Genomic DNA, 471 nt, shown 5'->3' on the forward strand with positions numbered 1-471 from the left:
CGGGGTTCTGCTTGCGGATCTCGATCATGCGGCGGGTCCAGTGCAGCAGCGAGGACGGCGAGGCCATGGACGCCTCGACGTTCGTCACCTGGTAGCCGTAGACCGGGTCCATGATCGTGGGCAGGAACAGGCGCCCGGGGTCGGACGACGAGAAGCCCGCGTTGCGGTCCGGGGTCCACTGCATCGGTGTGCGCACCGCGTCGCGGTCGCCGAGCCAGATGTTGTCGCCCATGCCGATCTCGTCGCCGTAGTACAGGATCGGCGAGCCGGGCAGGGACAGCAGCAGGGCCGTGAACAGCTCGATCTGGTTGCGGTCGTTGTCGAGGAGCGGGGCCAGGCGCCGGCGGATGCCGATGTTGGCGCGCATGCGCGGGTCCTTGGCGTACTCGGCCCACATGTAGTCGCGCTCCTCGTCGGTGACCATCTCCAGGGTCAGCTCGTCGTGGTTGCGCAGGAAGATGCCCCACTGGC

General features: G+C 68.2%; 1 protein-coding gene. It reads right to left on the minus strand.

Features of this window, described 5'->3' with window-relative positions; translation table 11 throughout:
- On the minus strand, window positions 1–471 hold a 471-nt coding region (locus RM812_RS42280), incomplete at both ends, for an alpha-amylase family glycosyl hydrolase (protein ID WP_311586342.1).

The organism is Streptomyces lancefieldiae, assembly GCF_031845825.1.
In the GTDB taxonomy this organism is placed as follows: domain Bacteria; phylum Actinomycetota; class Actinomycetes; order Streptomycetales; family Streptomycetaceae; genus Streptomyces; species Streptomyces lancefieldiae.